Origin of the sequence: Vibrio fortis (genome assembly GCF_000695685.1) — a bacterium.
Classification (GTDB): Bacteria; Pseudomonadota; Gammaproteobacteria; order Enterobacterales; family Vibrionaceae; genus Vibrio; species Vibrio fortis_A.
This window is the reverse complement of sequence record NZ_JFFR01000005.1, coordinates 66,527-82,682: the sequence shown is the minus strand read 5'-3', so window position 1 is coordinate 82,682 and position 16,156 is coordinate 66,527. Positions and strand designations below refer to the sequence as shown.

Here is a 16,156-nt window from a genome sequence, read left to right as displayed (position 1 = left end):
TCAGAAAAGAAAATTTATAGCTTCGCCATTTATATAACCAATAATTGTAAACTTAGGATGCTTTATTTGACTAGATACAGCAGTTTTCGCTAGATTGTGTACCTAACAAGGAACAATGGATGTAATTTTTTTACGAGGCAGGATGACAATGAACGAGAAATACGCCGCTCTCAAGAGTAACGTGAGCATGCTAGGACGCTTGCTAGGTAACACTATTCAAGACGCGCATGGCGACGTAATCCTAGAGAAAGTGGAGACTATCCGTAAACTTTCCAAGTCAGCTCGAGCAGGCAACCAAGCTGACCGCGACAGCCTAGTTGAAGAGATCAAAAATTTACCGAACGAGCAACTCACCCCTGTCGCTCGTGCTTTCAACCAATTTCTAAACCTCACCAACATGGCGGAGCAATACCACACCATTTCTCGCCACTGTGAAGAGCACGTTTGTGAACCAGACGTACTTCAATCTCTGTTCTCTAAGCTAAACCAAAACGACATCAGCAAACTCGATGCTGCTCAAGCCGTTCGCGACCTGAATATCGAGCTAGTACTGACCGCTCACCCAACTGAAATCACTCGTCGCACCATGATCAACAAGCTCGTTAAGATCAACGAGTGTCTATCAAAGCTTGAGCTGAGCGACCTATCAAACAAAGAACGCGTGAAAACTGAACGTCGTCTAGAGCAACTGATCGCTCAAGGCTGGCACTCAGACGTGATTCGCCAGCAGCGTCCGACTCCGCTTGATGAAGCGAAATGGGGCTTTGCGGTTGTTGAAAACTCTCTTTGGGAAGCGGTACCTGACTTCCTGCGTGAAATGGATGGCCGCTTGAAAGGCTTCCTTGGTGAAGGCCTACCTATCGATGCTCGCCCGGTACACTTCTCATCTTGGATGGGTGGTGACCGCGATGGTAACCCGTTTGTTACGCACTCAATCACTAAAGAAGTACTGCGCCTATCTCGCTGGAAAGCCGCTGATCTTTACCTAGGTGACATCAACGAGCTGATCACTGAACTGTCGATGACGAAGTGCAACGACACTGTACGCGAACTAGCTGGCGACGAGCACGAAGCCTACCGCGCGATCCTTAAGAGCCTACGTACGTTACTTACGGACACGCTCGAAGTACTTGACGCAAAACTGCACGACGCAGAAGTACCGAAGAAGACCACACTACAGAATATCGACCAACTGTGGACGCCGCTTTACGCATGTTATCAATCGCTACATGAGTGTGGCATGGGCGTAATCGCAGACGGCTCACTGTTAGATACACTGCGCCGTATCAAAGCCTTTGGCGTACACCTAGTTCGTCTTGATATCCGCCAAGAGAGCACACGTCACTCAGACGTTCTTTCTGAGCTCACTCGCTACCTAGGTATCGGTGACTACGATCAGTGGAGCGAGCAAGACAAGATTGCTTTCCTAACCAACGAGCTAAGCTCTAAGCGTCCACTACTTCCGCGCGATTGGGAGCCATCTGAGCCAGTCAAAGAGGTCCTAGACACCTGTAAGGTGATTGCTGCACAACCTCGTGAAGCCTTTGGTGCTTACGTTATCTCAATGGCTCGCACGGCGTCAGACGTACTTGCGGTTCACTTGCTACTTCAAGAATCAGGCTGTCCGTACCGCATGGACGTATGTCCGTTGTTTGAAACGCTAGACGACTTGAACAACTCTGAAGCGGTAATGAAGCAGCTAATGAGCATTGACCTTTACCGTGGCTTTATCCAGAACCACCAAATGGTCATGATCGGCTACTCTGATTCCGCAAAAGATGCTGGCGTAATGTCTGCAGGTTGGGCGCAATACGATGCAATGGATAAGCTTGTTAAAGCGTGTGAAGAGGAAGGCATTGAGCTGACTCTATTCCACGGCCGTGGTGGTACCGTAGGCCGTGGTGGCGCTCCTGCACACGCAGCACTACTTTCTCAGCCACCAAAGAGCTTGAAAGGCGGTCTGCGTGTAACCGAGCAAGGCGAGATGATTCGCTTTAAGCTTGGCTTACCTGATGTCGCAGTGAACAGCTTTAACCTATACGCAAGCGCAATCCTTGAAGCAAACCTACTTCCACCACCAGAGCCGAAGCAAGAGTGGCGCGATCTGATGGAAGTACTATCACAGGTTTCTTGTGAAGCTTACCGCAACGTGGTTCGTGGCGAAGAAAAATTCGTTCCTTACTTCCGCCAGGCAACCCCAGAGCTAGAGCTTGGCAAACTGCCTCTAGGCTCTCGTCCAGCTAAGCGTAATCCAAATGGTGGCGTAGAGAGCCTGCGTGCTATCCCTTGGATCTTCTCTTGGAGCCAAAACCGTCTAGTACTACCTGCATGGTTAGGTGCTGGTGAAGCGATTCAATACTCGGTTGATCAAGGCCATCAAGCACTACTTGAAGAGATGTGTCGCGAGTGGCCATTCTTCTCGACTCGCTTAGGTATGCTTGAGATGGTTTACTCGAAGTGTAATATGGAGATCGCTAAGTACTACGACCAGCGTTTGGTAGACGAAGAACTATTGCCACTAGGTGAGAAGCTTCGCGAACAGCTGCAAAAAGACATCAAAGCGGTGCTAAATGTAGAGAACAATGAAAACCTAATGCAGAGCGACCCTTGGGGACAAGAGTCTATCCGCCTACGTAACATCTACGTTGAGCCGTTGAACATGCTTCAAGCTGAGCTGCTATACCGTACTCGTCAGAGTGAAACGCCACCAGCAGAGCTAGAAGAAGCGCTTATGGTGACGATTGCAGGCATTGCAGCAGGCATGCGCAACACTGGTTAAGCAGAATAATATTCTAAATAAAGAACAAAAGGTCGCCCATGGCGACCTTTTTATTTTACCCAGAAAACACTATTGAGTCTTTTATCAGTTTTTTGGGTTATTTTGTCCATGTATTCTACTTTATGCTTATTATTTAGATATACTACTGCTCCGCTGCGAGAACACTCCAATCAAAATATTTCGTAGCATTGGACTAGGCAAGCTAGTCCGACTAGGTGATAAACGGCTTTATAAGGTGACACAACCAACAACAAAGAGTGTTGGTGCAACTTAGACATAACCCAATATATCGTGCCGCAAGAAGCACACTTGATGTTTAAGTTTTTGTTTACTGTTTATTGACCATTTGGATTGAAGACATGTCATTACCACACGTAATTCTAACCGTTTTAAGTACACGCGATGCTACTGGTTACGATATCACTAAAGAATTCTCAGCAAGCATTGGATACTTCTGGAAAGCTAGCCACCAACAAGTTTACCGCGAGCTCAACAAAATGGCTCAAAACGAACAGGTAACTTGTGTACTAGAACCTCAAGAAGGCAAACCTGACCGTAAAGTTTACTCAATCACAGACGCTGGCCGTCGTGCACTTGGCGAATGGTTCGAACAGCCAACAGCTCACCCAACTGTACGTGATGAGTTTTCAGCAAAACTGATGGCTTGTGCCGTTCAACCATCTGCTGCATACCAAGTACAACTTTCTGAACTAGTTGAAGAATCACGCAAGCTGGTTTCTCACTACAAAGAGATTGAAGCAGCTTACTATGCAACGCCGTCAACACTAGACAAGCAAGCACGTCTAGAGCGACTAACATTGCGTCGTAACCTACTGATCCGTGAAGCTTGGATCATGTGGGCTGAAGAAGTTCTACTAGAGCTTGAAACGCTAGCGTAAGTTTGACGCTGGTGATTTCACCAGAGACTAAATAAGCAAAAGGCTTGAATACTCAGTATTCAAGCCTTTTTTGTATCTGCTGTATAGAGTTGAAGCTTACAGTGCTGCAACCTGAGGGCGCACACCTAGAGTGTGACAAAGTGCGTAAGTCATCTCAGCACGGTTCAGTGTATAGAAATGGAAATCCTTCACACCTTCACGGCTTAGCGTTCTAACCATATCAATCGCTTGGCTCGCACCTACTAGTTGACGTGTTGTTGGGTCATCGTCTAAGCCTTCAAATTGCTTCGCCATCCAACCCGGTACTTTCACATTGTTCATCGCCGCAAAGCGAGACGCTTGCTTAAAGTTAGATACAGGTAGAATGCCCGGAACGATCTCTACATCGATGCCTGCAGCCACACAGCGGTCACGGAAACGCAGGTAGCTCTCTACATCAAAAAAGAACTGAGTAATTGCACGGTTAGCACCCGCATCAACTTTACGTTTTAGGTTAAGTAGATCGGCTTGTGCGCTCTTCGCTTCAGGGTGAACTTCAGGGAAAGCCGCAACTGAGATATCGAAGTCATGGCGAGCTTTAAGCAGTTTAACAAGGTCTGAGGCATACATTTCTGGCGCACCACCACCTGGAGGAATATCACCACGCAGTGCAACGATACTTTGAATACCATTCGCCCAGTAATCGTCAGCGATCTGAATCAACTCTTCACGGCTTGCATCAATACACGTTAGGTGTGGCGCTGCAACAAGGCCCGTCTGGTCTTTAATCTCTTTGATGATTGAGTGGGTACGGTCACGCTCACCAGAGTTAGCACCGTAAGTCACCGATACAAACTTAGGTTGTAGTGTTTTCAGACGGTGTACAGAGTTCCACAGTGTCTCTTCCATCTTCTCATTGCTTGGCGGAAAAAACTCAAATGACACATTGATGTTGTCAGAAAGCTCAGCAATGTTCTGATTCAAAGCGTCTATATGACTTGCGTGCGTGTATCCCATCTTACTCTCCCTGTGGCCAACTCAACCACTAAAATCTCAAACCTTTAAACCGACGTTTAGACGTCTATATGTCCACAGAATGTATTGAATACGATTTAATGTCAACAGATCCATTATGAATTTTTCTCAAGTTGATCGTGAGGAATCTTCAAGTCGATAAATGGGTCGCAAAGCAATAATAACGTACAAAAAAGGCTGAAAAACACATTGTGCTTTCAGCCTTATTTATCTTAGTGGATAGTATGCTATTTACGCTTACAAACCATCGATCTGAGTTTTAGAACAGGCTCGACATTCTATTCAAATCAGACTGAATCGCACCGGCCGTTACCTCACGTCCTGCACCAGGACCACGAATCACCAATGGGTTATCTTTGTACCACTTACTCTCAATCGCAAAGATGTTGTCACATGGCAGCAGGTTCGCCAGGGCATGCTCTTTCGATAGCGCTTCTACACCTACCGTTGCCTTACCGTTCTTCTCAAGGCGTGCAACATAACGTAGTACCTTATGCTGCGATTGAGCCTTCTCTAGACGCTCAGCCAGCACTTCGCTCAATACTGATGCTTTATCAAAGAAGTCATCGACAGAGAGATCTTGCAGCTCTTCAGGTACCAAAGATTCCACTTTGACGTTCTCAGGTTCAATATCTAGACCAGATTCACGCGCCAGAATCACCAGCTTACGCATCACATCCGAACCATCAAGGTCAGAGCGAGGGTCTGGCTCAGTTAAGCCTTGTTGCCACGCTAGGTCCACCAACTCGCTAAATGGTACTGAGCCATCAAATTGTTGGAACAACCAAGATAGAGTGCCAGAGAAGATGCCTGACAGCGCAATGATGTCATCACCACTCTCACGCAAGTCACGTACAGTATGGTTGATCGGTAAGCCTGCACCTACTGTCGCGTTGTACAACCAATGGCGGCTGATCTTCGCGAACGCGTCTTGTACCTGATGGTAGTAATCACTCGATGCAGAGCCCGCGACTTTGTTGGCTGAGATGAGGTGGATACCTTGTTGAGCGATGTCCAAATACTTGTCAGCCAGTACCTTGCTCGCCGTTACATCCAATACCACCACTTCATCATAGCCTTGAATTGAACCTAACTTGGTTAACCACTCGCCGTCCGAATACTCGACTGCCTCGTCACCAAAGCGATCGACGACTGCACGAGCATCGATACCTTGTTCGTCGTACCAATAAGTTTGACTATCCACCACCGCAACCAACTCGAAGTTCATGCCGCGACGCTTTTCTAGTTCAACCTTTTGCTCAGCGAACAGTGATAGCCAGCTTGAGCCGATGTTACCCTTACCACACAGCGCAATCGCAACGCGCTTCTGAGCTTGGAACAATTGAGAGTGAATGCCTTTCACTAAGGTTTCAGTTTCCGACTTACGAACGACGGCCACTAAGCTCAAACGAGACTGAGACTCTGAGATAAACTCAACCGGTGCGCTCTTAAGTTGTTGGTAGAAGCCATAGCAGTGGTTCGGGTTCTTAGTCACACCAGCACCTACCGCAGCAACCAGTGAGTAACCCTCTTTGAGTTTGATTTCCGCTTCAATCGCGTGGTCTTGGAGATATTCAAGCGCTCCACCCGCAATCTCTTCAGTGTAGGCGAGACGCAAACAGTTTTGGTCCGCTTGCAGCTCGTAAGCCAGTGGCTCGAGCTGAGCGCGCTTAAGCCCCTCAAGCACCTCACTCTCAAGGCGCTCAAAGTCATGGCCATGACCAAAGGTAAGCTGAATCAGTAGTACATCATCTAAAGAGGTGATGATCTTTGCACCGCGTCCCGACGCCAATACACGCTCAATTTGGGTAGAGCCAGACTCAGGCTGATAGCTGCAGCGTAGGCTAAGATCCATCGCACTCTGCGCGACAGGTTGTAGAGTACGACTGTGAAGCACAGGTGCCGCCAGACGTGCAAGTTCACTCGCCTCATCTAGACGTAGCAAAGGCAACAGGCATGCATCAGAGACCAACCTAGGGTCAGCACTATACACACCGGCCACATCACTCCAGATTGTCACACGATCCACTTCAGCCAATGCGCCAATCACGGTCGCTGAGTAATCCGAACCATTACGACCTAAAAGCACCGTTTCACCGGCACTGTTTTGCGCCATAAAGCCGGTAATCACTACGCGACAATGAGCGTGTTGGGCGAGAGACTCTTTAATCAATGCGTATGAACGAGCACGATCCACCTCTGGCTGAGCACCCGCTTCAGCACGCAGAAAGTCTCGTGCATCTTGTGCTACAGCTTGGAGGTCACTCTGACATAAAAGCGCCGCTAGTAAGCGAGACGACCACACTTCACCATGGCCTAACACAGACGCTTTTTGTGCTTCATTCAATGGCGCGGTCAATTCACCTAAAGCCGTAAACTCTCGTTGTAGGGTTGCAGTTAACCGCTCTGCTACTTCGCCCTCTAATAGTTCTGAAACCAGCTCTAGTTGGAACTGACGCAGAGATTGCAGACACTCATGAGCCAAACGTCCATCTTTATCCAACGCCTCTAAAAATTCGATCAATCTGTTTGTGGTTTTGCCTGCCGCAGACACCACGACCAAGTCTGTTTCGCTAGAGTACTCTTTGAGAATACTGACTACACGTTGATAGCACTCAGGGTTTGCCAAACTGCTACCACCAAATTTATGCAATTGGCGAAAGTTAGCCATTACTTGCTCTCCCCGTTATCGATGAACTGCTGCGCTTTGGCAAAGGCTTGTTCAAGGTCTGCAATCAGGTCTTCTGCATCTTCAAGGCCTACCGATAGTCTCAGAAGTTGATGAGACACTCCCGCTTCCGCTAAAGCTTCTTCGCCCATTGCGCGGTGTGTCATCGAAGCAGGGTGACAAATCAAGCTCTCGACACCACCCAGAGACTCTGCCAGTGAAAACAGCTCTAACTCACCAACAAAGTGTTTCAACGCCTCGAAAGAACCAGCAAATTCAAAACTCAGCATAGACCCAAAACCAGACTGCTGCTTCTTAGCAATCTCATGACCTGGATGCTCAGGCAGGCTCGGGTGGTAAATGGTATCAACCAAAGGTTGTTTCTGTAGCGCCGTTAAAATCTCACGAGAGCTCTCTTCATGAACACGCATACGCGCACCTAGCGTACGAATACCACGCAGCGTCATGTAGCTATCAAATGGTGTCCCCGTTGCACCAATACAGTTGCCCCACCAAGCCAGCTCTTCAGCGTGCTCTTCGGTTTTAGTAATCACTACGCCGCCAATCACATCTGAGTGACCATTGATGTACTTAGTCGTGGAGTGGATAACAAAGTCAGCACCAAGCTCTAAAGGCTTTTGGAACACAGGAGTCAAGAAGGTGTTATCAACCGCCACCAGCGCCCCCACCTCTTTTGCCTTGCGGCAGGTTTCTTCAATGTCGACGACACGCACCAGTGGGTTTGATGGCGTTTCCAACAAGATCAATTTAGGCTTGAGTGCGATCGCAGCATCGAATGCAGCTTGATCCGATTGATCGACAAACAAAACCTTAAAGTCACCCTTTTGTGAGCGAGTATTGAAAAGGCGGTAAGTACCACCGTAGCAGTCGTGTGGTGCCACGATCAGATCATCACTACCAAGAAATGCAGAAACCCAAAGGTTCAATGCAGAAGTACCACAGTTGGTCACAACTGCCCCCTTACCAGACTCCAATTCAAACAGGGCGGTTTCTAGCAAGCCACGGTTTGGGTTACCTGAGCGAGTGTAATCATACTTAGGCACTTCACCAAAAGCGGGAAAACCGTAGTTAGTCGACAGATAAATTGGTGGAACAACGGCATGATGTTGAGTGTCTGACTCGATACCAGTACGTACGGCGATGGTTGCTGGTTTCCGGCTGCTCATAGGTGTTTCCTTACAGGTTTTGGCGTCTGAGAATCACAGCGGCTTGTCGGGGTTTTGCGGCTGTGTTAGATATATGTTATTCACTTTACTTTCATAAGAATGAGACGTCAACACTTCTAGACGTCTATATGTCTTTGCTTATGGCGGTAAATCCCGCTAAAATCACCCCTATTAATTTAATCTAACAACTAAAGTGATGAAGGTACGCAATGGCCGACTGGAATGGTGAATACATAAGCCCATATGCTGAGCATGGAAAGAAAAGCGAACAAGTAAAGAAAATTACAGTTTCTATCCCTCTAAAAGTGTTAAAGGTTCTAACTGACGAGCGTACCCGCCGCCAGATTAACAACCTACGCCATGCAACAAACAGTGAGCTGCTATGTGAAGCCTTTCTGCATGCATATACTGGCCAGCCTCTACCAACAGATGAAGACCTGCGTAAAGACCGCCCAGACGATATCCCAGCTGAAGTGAAAAAGCTGATGACAGAGATGGGTATCGAGTTCGAAGCGTTTGACGAAGAATAATCATAACTCAGTCACTACCTTCAACATTTGATTCGCTTTAGCTGAACCAGATTGATTGCCTTAATCATCTAGTGTGAATTTAAGGCATAAAAAAACCGACTCCAGATGAGTCGGTTTTTTATTATTCTCTTCGCTCTACTAAATGACGATTACGCCATCCAGTCTCTATGCCATATGCTTCTACGCCATGTAGTTTGCTGGCATCTCAATACGAGCCACACCTGAATCAACCGCCGCCTGAGCAACTGCTTTTGCCACGCGAGGCAGTAGACGTGGGTCCATTGGCTTAGGAATGATGTAGCCTTTACCAAACTCAAGTGCATCAGCACCTGCTGCTTTTAGTACGTCTGCAGGTACTTCTTCTTTCGCAAGTTCACGAATCGCTTCCACTGCCGCTAGCTTCATTTCATCGTTGATTTCGCTTGCACGAACATCAAGAGCACCACGGAAGATGAATGGGAAACACAGAACGTTGTTTACTTGGTTCGGGTAATCACTACGGCCCGTACCCATGATAAGGTCGCTACGAACTTCGTGAGCAAGCTCTGGCTTGATCTCTGGATCTGGGTTAGAACACGCGAATACGATCGGCTTATCAGCCATCAACTTCAGCGATTCCGCTGGTAGCAGGTTAGGACCCGATACACCTAGGAATAGGTCTGCACCTTCAATAACATCTTCTAGAGTACGCTTGTCAGTGTTGTTCGCGAACAACTGCTTGTATTCGTTCAGATCGTCACGACGAGTGTGAATCACGCCTTTACGATCTAGCATGTAGATCTTCTCACGCTGCGCGCCACACTTGATCAGCAGTTCCATACACGCAACCGCCGCTGCACCTGCACCCAAACAAACAATCTTACACTCTTCCAGCTTCTTACCTTGAAGCTCAATCGCGTTCAGCATACCCGCAGCTGTTACGATCGCAGTACCGTGCTGGTCATCGTGGAATACAGGGACATCACAGCGCTCGATTAGGCGGCGTTCAATTTCAAAACAGTCTGGTGCTTTGATGTCTTCTAGGTTGATGCCACCGAATGTATCGGCAATATTCGCTACTGTATCTACGAACTCATCGATTGTGCGGTGTTTTACTTCAATATCGATAGAATCTAAACCTGCAAAACGCTTAAACAGGAGCGCTTTACCTTCCATTACTGGTTTAGAAGCAATAGGACCTAGGTTACCTAGGCCAAGAATCGCTGTACCGTTAGAGATAACTGCAACCATGTTGCCTTTACCTGTGTACTTATAAACGTTATCCACGTTCTGTGCGATTTCACGAACTGGCTCAGCCACACCTGGGCTGTAAGCAAGGGCCAGATCCTCTGCAGAATTTGCAGACTTTGTCAGTTCAACGGCAATTTTGCCAGGAATTGGGAACTCATGATAATCAAGAGCTTGCTGACGGAATTGTTCTTGAGGTGATAGTTCTTCAGATTGAGCTTGGAGAGTGTCATCAGACATGGGTGTAGGTTTCCTAGAATATTATTATTTGGGGGAATCCATTTTATATTAATGGATGTACTTCAAAGTTCCTAGGTGGTAAAGCCCCCTGTCTCATTAAAAAACGAGAATTCACTACTAATAAGACCAGTGCCCAGTTGAAATTACTAAACGCCAGATAACAAAAAAGGACACCGAAGTGTCCTTTTTCATGTCTACTAAGCGAGAATTACTTCTTGCTAGATAGAGCACCGAAACGCTTGTTGAAGCGATCTACACGGCCGCCTGTATCAACGATACGTTGCTTACCAGTGTAGAATGGGTGACATTTGTCACATACGTCTAGGTGGATAGAATCTTTACCTAGAGTAGAGTTGAATTCAAATGTGTTGCCGCAAGAGCAAGTAGCTGTTACAGCTTTGTATTCTGGGTGGATACCAACTTTCATGGGAAAACCTCAATTAGGCCGTGTCGCCATCCGATTCTAAGCCGGACACCACACGTTGTTAAAAAATAGATTAAAGACACCGCATCTCACGAAAACGTGATGAAGCCATACCTTTAAGGCGCCGTATAGTAATGAATCTGTGAGGCAGGATCAACCAGTTTGGATGATTTTTTCGCCACTATTGCATGATTTCTTCTTTTATTGCCTTTTTATGCTTTGCATAACTCCATCACCGACTTTGGCAAACAAACTGCTTCTCGAATTTAGCGTCCTTATCCTTTAGACTGGTCGCCCTGCACTCTCCAGAATTAACAAGCGAATTTATGCGTCCAACGATTGCCCGAGTGGCTCTGCCAGTTCCCCTAGATAGACAGTTTGACTATAAAATCCCAGGTCATTTGTTTCCTATCATTGGTGGGCGCGTCTCGGTTCCTTTTGGCCGCCAGACTCTGACTGGCATTGTCACTGCACTGGTCAATGAATCTGAGTTTGAATTCGACAAGCTTAAACCAATTAAAGCCCTACTCGACAATCAACCTGTATGGCCCGACTCGGTATACTCCTTGTTAGTATGGTGCAGCCAGTTCTATCAATACCCTTTAGGCGAAACCTTTGCTAATGCCCTGCCAAGCGCGCTGCGTAAAGGTAAACCTGCAGACTTCGCGACGCTGGTCGAGTGGCAAATCACACCACAGGGTAAAGACCAGTTGATGCAAGGCTTTGGGCGTGCAGTCAAACAAGCCAAAGTAATGCACCTGCTTGAAAATGGCCCTGTTCCGCATCAAGAGTTTATTGACCAAGAGATCTCAAGTTCAGTACTCAAAACCCTTGAAGAGAAAGGCTGGATAGAGTCTCGCGAGAAAAAACCGACACGTTATGCATGGCCAAGCGACCTTGAAAACGACCAAGACAAGCCAAAGCTCAACGAAGAGCAGGCGATCGCGATTGCAACGGTGAATAGCCAAACTGACTTTGGCTGTTTCCTATTAGAAGGTGTTACGGGTTCGGGCAAAACAGAAGTTTACCTAAATATGATTAAGCCGGTGCTAGAGCAAGGCAGACAAGCCTTAGTTTTGGTTCCTGAAATCGGCCTGACCCCGCAGACCATCAACCGCTTTAAAAAACGCTTTAACGTACCGATTGAAGTCGTGCATTCAGGGTTAAATGACTCTGAGCGCCTAAACGCTTGGCTATCTGCTCGCGATAAGATCGCAGGCATTGTAATTGGCACTCGCTCGGCTCTGTTTACGCCGTTTGCTGACCTCGGCATCATTATTGTCGACGAGGAACATGACGCGTCATATAAGCAGCAAGACAGCCTGCGTTACCACGCTCGTGATGTTGCTATCATGCGCGCCCACAAAGCGCAGATTCCAATTGTGCTTGGCTCAGCAACCCCTGCATTTGAAACCCTACACAACGCGCAAGTTGGCAAGTATGGCCATCTGACATTGAACTCACGTGCGGGTGCAGCCGTACCAACCACTAACAAGGTTCTGGATGTTAAGGGGGAGTACCTTGAGAGCGGCTTATCGGCCTCATTGATCGCTGAGATGCAAAGACACCTCAAGTCCGGTAACCAAGTGATGCTGTTCTTAAACCGTCGTGGCTTTTCTCCAGCATTAATGTGTCATGACTGCGGTTGGACGGCAGAGTGTAAGCGCTGTGATGCCTACTACACCTACCACCAATACAGTAATGAGATGCGCTGCCACCATTGTGGCTCTCAGCAGCACATCATTCATAACTGCCAAGGGTGTGGCTCGGCTAATCTAGTGACCGTAGGTGTTGGCACCGAGCAGCTTGAAACACAGCTTGGGCAGTTGTTCCCTGAATACAAAACCATACGAATTGACCGCGACAGTACCCGTCGCAAGGGCAGCCTAGAGAATGCCTTAGAATCGATTCGCCGTGGTGAGTACAAGATTCTGATCGGCACTCAGATGCTTGCCAAGGGACACCACTTTCCGGACGTGACTCTAGTAGCGCTGCTCGACGTCGATGGTTCACTCTACAGCAGTGACTTTCGAGCCTCCGAGCGCCTAGCTCAACTGTTTATTCAAGTTGCAGGCCGTGCTGGACGTGCAAGTAAGCCTGGTGAAGTGATTCTGCAGACTCATCACCCTGAACACGGGTTGCTACAGGCGTTGCTGCATAAAGATTACAACCACTTTGCTCAGACTGCGCTCGCCGAGCGTAAACAAGCGATGCTACCGCCCTATACCTTTATGACGCTATTCCGCGCGGAAGCCAATGACCCACACCTCGTTGAAGAGTTCTTAAGACAGGTGCGCCACACCTTAGAGTCGCACCCACTGTTTGATCAGTTCTGCATGGTGCTTGGGCCCACTCCAGCGCCACTGGCCAAGCGTGCTGGAAAGTCGCGTTGGCAGTTGATTTTGCAAACCCAAACTCGCTCACTTATGCAGAAGTTACTCATGAGTGCAAAACCTGCGATAAATATGTTACCACTCGCAAAAAAGGTACGTTGGTCGCTCGACATTGAGCCGCAAGATCTCAGCTAAACCTTACTGGCTTAAAATTACTGATAGGTTTATTCACGGAAATTTCATATTTATCGTGAGCAACTTCACACTAGTCATGTGATTTTTGTTAATCTAGCCGTAACTTTGTATCGGTTAAACACATAAAATATTGCAATAAAAAAAGTGTTAGCAACACTTTCATAATATCAATCAATTATATAATTATTCACGCCTTAGTCAGAGGCAATAAAGGAATTAGAGAGGGTTTAATTTATGGCGACAATGAAGGATGTTGCCCAGTTGGCAGGTGTCTCAACAGCGACGGTATCACGAGCGCTAATGAACCCTGAAAAAGTATCGGTGACCACTCGAAAGCGAGTTGAAACAGCGGTACTCGAAGCTGGATACTCACCCAACACTTTAGCTAGAAACTTACGTCGCAACGAATCTAAAACCATCATCACCATCGTTCCTGATATCTGTGATCCCTACTTCGCTGAAATCATTCGCGGTATTGAAGACGCTGCCGTTGAAAACGACTACTTGGTTCTTCTAGGTGATAGCGGACAGCAGAAAAAACGTGAGAGCTCGTTTGTAAACTTGGTCTTCACCAAGCAAGCAGACGGTATGCTACTCCTCGGAACTGACCACCCATTCGATGTCAGCAAAGCAGAGCAGAAAAACCTGCCACCAATGGTTATGGCATGTGAATTCGCCCCAGAGCTTGAGCTACCAACGGTACACATCGACAACCTGACCTCGGCATTTGAAGCAGTAAACTACCTAGCTCAGCTGGGTCATAAGCGCATTGCTCAGATCTCAGGCCCAACATCAGCGACTCTCTGTCAATTCCGCCAACAAGGCTATCAGCAAGCACTGCGCCGCGCAGGGGTTACCATGAACCCAGCCTACAGCACGGTCGGTGACTTTACCTTTGAAGCGGGTGCTCAAGCGGTTCGCCAGCTACTTGCACTGCCAGAACAACCAACTGCTATCTTCTGTCACAATGACGCGATGGCAATTGGTGCGATTCAAGAAGCGAAGAAGCTAGGTCTGCGCGTTCCGCACGATCTATCTATTGTCGGCTTCGATGATATTCAGTTCGCACAATACTGCGATCCACCGTTGACGACGATTTCTCAGCCTCGCTACGAGATTGGACGTCAGGCAATGTTGATGATGCTTGATATGCTCAAAGGCAATGATGTTCAAGCTGGTTCTCGTCTGCTTGAAGCGAAACTGGTTGTTCGTGGAAGTACGGCGCCACCACGCATTTAATCCATGAAAATAGACACATAAATCTGCGGCACATTTTGATGTGCCGCTTCCATTTCTACACTATTATCCTCGCGCATTCTGGATTACCATGGGTGCAGAATCACCAACATTTGAAAGACTTGTGGCTAATAGAGATTATGTAAAGCGCGGTCGTGGAAATAAACGCACGGCTAAAAAACCTGCCCCTCGCCGAAAACCATGGCGCAGTGGTCTTTTGGCGATCTTACTGGCCGGTGGCTTTGGCTACGGCTTGTATCTGTTGAGCAATGATCCTGAGCCGCCACCACCGACTGTGGTGACTAAGCCCAAGCCAAAACCTAAGCCAGCTAAGGTTATCCCGCCTCCACCCGAAGAAAAGTGGGATTACGTAGAGACCTTGCCAAGCCGCGAAGTGGAAGTGAAAGCCAAAGAACAAGAAGTCTCTAAAGTGCCATACATCATGCAATGTGGCGCTTACAAGACATCCGCTCAAGCCGAAGCGCGTAAGCTCGACATTGCCTTCCAAGGCATCTCAAGCGATATCCGCAAGAAAGAAGGCAGCAGCTGGTACCGTGTGGTACTTGGCCCTTACAAACTTAAACGTGATGCTGAGCGTGATCGCCATAAGCTACAAAGAGCCAAAATCGAGCCTTGTGCGATTTGGAAAGACCAATAAATTCCGTAATGAAAACCTCCGCTTTCGGAGGTTTTCTGCTTTCTGGGCCAATACTGTTTTCTACTGCCCTATCAGCATAAATTGCCCTACATCCACCATGGTAACTTGAATTCTCAGCAGGCCATCCTCATATTGTTTTTATACCCAAAGATAAAAAGATAAAGAGGCCCTACTCGTGACTACCATTGTATCTGTACGTCGTAATAATAAAGTCGTCATCGCGGGTGATGGACAAGTATCTCTAGGCAACACCGTAATGAAGGGCAATGCCCGTAAAGTACGTCGCCTATACAATAATAAAGTACTGGCAGGTTTCGCTGGCGGTACGGCAGATGCTTTCACGCTATTCGAAAAATTTGAAAGCAAGCTGCAAATGCACCAAGGCCACCTAACCAAAGCTGCCGTTGAGCTGGCGAAGGATTGGCGTAGTGATCGCGCTCTGCGCAAACTAGAAGCCCTATTGGCTGTTGCCGATGAGACAGCATCTCTGATCATCACTGGTAACGGTGACGTAGTGCAGCCAGAGCATGACCTAATCGCAATTGGCTCAGGCGGCAACTTTGCACAAGCAGCGGCGACAGCCCTACTAGAAAATACCGATTTAGATGCACGTGAAATCGCAGAGAAGGCGCTAACTATTGCAGGCGACATCTGTGTGTTCACCAACCATCACCACACTGTTGAAGAACTAGAAAGCACCGTTGAGCTACCGAAGCCGGAATAAGACTCAAACCAATATTGCACCCAACAGTGATTTAAGAATTAA

At 47.6% G+C, this 16,156-nt stretch carries 12 protein-coding genes; 7 read left to right on the top strand and 5 right to left on the bottom strand.

Going from position 1 to position 16,156, the window contains the following annotated elements:
- Positions 1-142 precede the first annotated feature (142 nt).
- Both ppc and VFDL14_RS17055 read left to right on the top strand, forming a co-directional pair.
- Positions 143-2,779 (top strand): phosphoenolpyruvate carboxylase, encoded by a 2,637-nt coding sequence (gene ppc / locus VFDL14_RS17050; protein WP_172974251.1) that lies wholly within the window; start codon positions 143-145, stop codon positions 2,777-2,779.
- Between the two features lie 359 nt (positions 2,780-3,138).
- The gene (locus tag VFDL14_RS17055) at positions 3,139-3,678 is read left to right on the top strand and encodes a PadR family transcriptional regulator (RefSeq protein WP_032549984.1); all 540 of its coding nucleotides are present in this window, start codon (positions 3,139-3,141) and stop codon (positions 3,676-3,678) included.
- A gap of 96 nt (positions 3,679-3,774) precedes the next feature.
- Here VFDL14_RS17055 and metF read toward each other — a convergent pair whose 3' ends face one another.
- From metF to VFDL14_RS17070, 3 genes are all read right to left on the bottom strand, one after another.
- Positions 3,775-4,674: a methylenetetrahydrofolate reductase gene (gene metF / locus VFDL14_RS17060; RefSeq protein WP_032549983.1), complete on the bottom strand. Its 900-nt coding sequence runs from the start codon at positions 4,672-4,674 to the stop codon at positions 3,775-3,777.
- A 277-nt stretch (positions 4,675-4,951) separates the two neighbouring features.
- Complete coding sequence (locus VFDL14_RS17065) at positions 4,952-7,363, bottom strand: bifunctional aspartate kinase/homoserine dehydrogenase II (RefSeq protein ID WP_032549982.1); 2,412 nt, start codon at positions 7,361-7,363, stop codon at positions 4,952-4,954.
- Complete coding sequence (locus tag VFDL14_RS17070; protein ID WP_032549981.1) at positions 7,363-8,547, bottom strand: O-succinylhomoserine (thiol)-lyase; 1,185 nt, start codon at positions 8,545-8,547, stop codon at positions 7,363-7,365. Before VFDL14_RS17070 ends, VFDL14_RS17065 begins: the two co-directional genes overlap by 1 nt.
- A 209-nt stretch (positions 8,548-8,756) precedes the next feature.
- On the opposite strand from VFDL14_RS17070, the gene metJ reads away from it, so the two are divergent.
- The gene (gene metJ / locus VFDL14_RS17075; RefSeq protein ID WP_004415993.1) at positions 8,757-9,077 is read left to right on the top strand and encodes a met regulon transcriptional regulator MetJ; all 321 of its coding nucleotides are present in this window, start codon (positions 8,757-8,759) and stop codon (positions 9,075-9,077) included.
- A gap of 180 nt (positions 9,078-9,257) precedes the next feature.
- On the opposite strand, the gene VFDL14_RS17080 is transcribed toward metJ, so the two are convergent.
- Positions 9,258-10,544: a malic enzyme-like NAD(P)-binding protein gene (locus VFDL14_RS17080; RefSeq protein ID WP_032549980.1), complete on the bottom strand. Its 1,287-nt coding sequence runs from the start codon at positions 10,542-10,544 to the stop codon at positions 9,258-9,260.
- 208 nt (positions 10,545-10,752) lie between these two features.
- Entirely contained in the window at positions 10,753-10,971 is a 219-nt protein-coding gene (rpmE, locus tag VFDL14_RS17085) for a 50S ribosomal protein L31 (RefSeq protein WP_032549979.1), read from the bottom strand.
- A 323-nt stretch (positions 10,972-11,294) separates the two neighbouring features.
- Here rpmE and priA point away from each other — a divergent pair, with 323 nt between their 5' ends.
- From priA to hslV, 4 genes are all read left to right on the top strand, one after another.
- Positions 11,295-13,496, top strand: a complete 2,202-nt coding sequence (priA, locus tag VFDL14_RS17090) for a primosomal protein N' (RefSeq protein WP_032549978.1) — start codon at positions 11,295-11,297, stop codon at positions 13,494-13,496.
- 234 nt (positions 13,497-13,730) lie between these two features.
- On the top strand, positions 13,731-14,735 hold the full coding sequence (gene cytR / locus VFDL14_RS17095) for a DNA-binding transcriptional regulator CytR (RefSeq protein ID WP_032549977.1): 1,005 nt from the start codon (positions 13,731-13,733) through the stop codon (positions 14,733-14,735).
- Between the two features lie 121 nt (positions 14,736-14,856).
- Positions 14,857-15,390, top strand: a complete 534-nt coding sequence (locus VFDL14_RS17100; protein WP_032550059.1) for an SPOR domain-containing protein — start codon at positions 14,857-14,859, stop codon at positions 15,388-15,390.
- A gap of 175 nt (positions 15,391-15,565) precedes the next feature.
- Positions 15,566-16,114 (top strand): ATP-dependent protease subunit HslV, encoded by a 549-nt coding sequence (gene hslV / locus VFDL14_RS17105; RefSeq protein ID WP_032549976.1) that lies wholly within the window; start codon positions 15,566-15,568, stop codon positions 16,112-16,114.
- Positions 16,115-16,156: the final 42 nt, after the last annotated feature.

Excerpts from the sequence above, each read along its gene's own strand:
- ppc (WP_172974251.1), top strand. The coding sequence starts at position 143 with ATGACAATGAACGAGAAATACGCCGCTCTCAAGAGTAACGTGAGCATG.
- VFDL14_RS17055 (WP_032549984.1), top strand. The coding sequence starts at position 3,139 with ATGTCATTACCACACGTAATTCTAACCGTTTTAAGTACACGCGATGCT.
- metF (WP_032549983.1), bottom strand. The coding sequence starts at position 4,674 with ATGGGATACACGCACGCAAGTCATATAGACGCTTTGAATCAGAACATT.
- VFDL14_RS17065 (WP_032549982.1), bottom strand. The coding sequence starts at position 7,363 with ATGGCTAACTTTCGCCAATTGCATAAATTTGGTGGTAGCAGTTTGGCA.
- VFDL14_RS17070 (WP_032549981.1), bottom strand. The coding sequence starts at position 8,547 with ATGAGCAGCCGGAAACCAGCAACCATCGCCGTACGTACTGGTATCGAG.
- metJ (WP_004415993.1), top strand. The coding sequence starts at position 8,757 with ATGGCCGACTGGAATGGTGAATACATAAGCCCATATGCTGAGCATGGA.
- VFDL14_RS17080 (WP_032549980.1), bottom strand. The coding sequence starts at position 10,544 with ATGTCTGATGACACTCTCCAAGCTCAATCTGAAGAACTATCACCTCAA.
- rpmE (WP_032549979.1), bottom strand. The coding sequence starts at position 10,971 with ATGAAAGTTGGTATCCACCCAGAATACAAAGCTGTAACAGCTACTTGC.
- priA (WP_032549978.1), top strand. The coding sequence starts at position 11,295 with ATGCGTCCAACGATTGCCCGAGTGGCTCTGCCAGTTCCCCTAGATAGA.
- cytR (WP_032549977.1), top strand. The coding sequence starts at position 13,731 with ATGGCGACAATGAAGGATGTTGCCCAGTTGGCAGGTGTCTCAACAGCG.